The organism is Flavobacterium psychraquaticum, from assembly GCF_034497725.1.
Taxonomy (GTDB): Bacteria; Bacteroidota; Bacteroidia; order Flavobacteriales; family Flavobacteriaceae; genus Flavobacterium; species Flavobacterium psychraquaticum.
Genome location: NZ_JAXKVR010000004.1, coordinates 1 through 1758, shown reverse-complemented (window position 1 = coordinate 1758; position 1758 = coordinate 1). Strand labels below are relative to the sequence as shown.

The window sequence follows — 1758 nt, the reverse complement described above, 5'->3', positions numbered from 1 at the left end:
GATATGACAGAGAAGTAGTTTTTATGCTATGTAATTTCACTATTATTATTTAAAGCTAGATTTTGTCAGGTCGAGCGGAGTCGAGACTTCTCAAATCCATCTCGACTCCCTTGCGACGTGGCTCAAGGCAGGCTAATCGATTTGACAATGTGTTGCTTGATTCAAAAACTTACAACTACTATTCTGTCAAGTCGAGCTAGCCTTTGCTGAGCTTTGTCGAAGTATCGAGACTTTTTTAATCCATCTCGACTCCGCTCGATATGACAGAGAAGTAGTTTTTATGCTATGTAATTTCACTATTATTATTTAAAGCTAGATTTTGTCAGGTCGAGCGGAGTCGAGACTTCTCAAATCCATCTCGACTCCCTTTCGACGTGGCTCAAGACAGGCTACTCGAGCTGACAATGTGTTGCTTGATTCAAAAACTTACAACTACTATTCTGTCAAGTCGAGCTCGCCTGTGCTGAGTTGTCGAAGTATCGAGACTTTTTAATTAAGAAAATATTTTCTATTTTTACTTTACTAAAAATATAAGCCATGAAATTTTATTACGTTTACATCCTCAAATGTTCCGACAACTCCTATTATGTGGGCATTACTTCAAATTTAGACCGAAGAGTAATGGAGCACAATGCTGGAAAATATCCCGACGCATATACCTGCTCAAGAAGACCTGTAGAATTAGTTTGGTATCAAGATTTTACAGAACCGAATCAAGCGATATATTTTGAGAAGAAAATCAAGAAATGGAGTCGTGCTAAAAAAAAAGCAATTATAAATGATGATTGGGATCTATTACCACTTTTATCGGAGTGTAAAAATGAAACCCATTCAAAGAATAATGAGTCTCGACTCCGCTCGATCTGACAACGTGTTGCTTGATTCAAAAACTTACAACTACTATTCTGTCAGGTCGAGCTAGCCTGTGCTGAGCTTGTCGAAGTATCGAGACTCTTATATGAAAAACCTAAACATCTCGACTCCCTCTCGATTCGGCTCAAGACAGCCTACTCGATTTGACAAAGGAGTAGTTTTTATAAAATATAATTCCACTATGTTATCCTGAGCGGAGTCGAAGGGGCAGGTCGAGCTCGCCTGTGCTGAACTCGTCGAAGTATCGAGACTTTTTTAATCCATCTCGACTCCCTTTCGACGTGGCTCAAGACAGGCTACTCGATATGACAGAGAAGTAGTTTTTATGCTATGTAATTTCACTACTATTATTTAAAGCTAGATTTTGTCAGGTCGAGCGGAGTCGAGACTTCTCAAATCCATCTCGACTCCCTTTCGACGTGGCTCAAGACAGGCTACTCGATTTGACAACATTAACGTTATAATAAAATCTCAAAATACACTACACGCTGTCAAGTCGAGTTCGCCTGTGCTGAGCTTTTCGAAGTATCGAGACTGTCGTTGTAAAAACATAATCCATCTCGACTCCCTTGCGACGTGGCTCAAGACAGGCTACTCGATTTGAAAATGTGTTGCTTGATTCAAAAACTTACAACTACTATTCTGTCAAGTCGAGCTAGCCTTTGCTGAGCTTTGTCGAAGTATCGAGACTTTTTTAATCCATCTCGACTCCCTTTCGACGTGGCTCAAGACAGGCTACTCGATATGACAGAGAAGTAGTTTTTATGCTATGTAATTTCACTATTATTATTATTATTTAAAGCTAGATTTTGTCAGGTCGAGCGGAGTCGAGACTTCTCAAATCCATCTCGACTCCCTTTCGACGTGGCTCAAGACAGGCTACTC

1 protein-coding gene is annotated in these 1758 nt (G+C 40.0%); it reads left to right on the top strand.

Annotated elements, in window-relative coordinates; translation table 11 throughout:
- Positions 1–537: 537 nt before the first annotated feature.
- Positions 538–867 carry a GIY-YIG nuclease family protein gene (locus tag T1L09_RS00020; RefSeq protein ID WP_322548903.1) on the top strand — a complete coding sequence of 110 codons (330 nt, stop codon included), beginning with the start codon at positions 538–540 and terminating at the stop codon, positions 865–867.
- Positions 868–1758 lie beyond the last annotated feature (891 nt).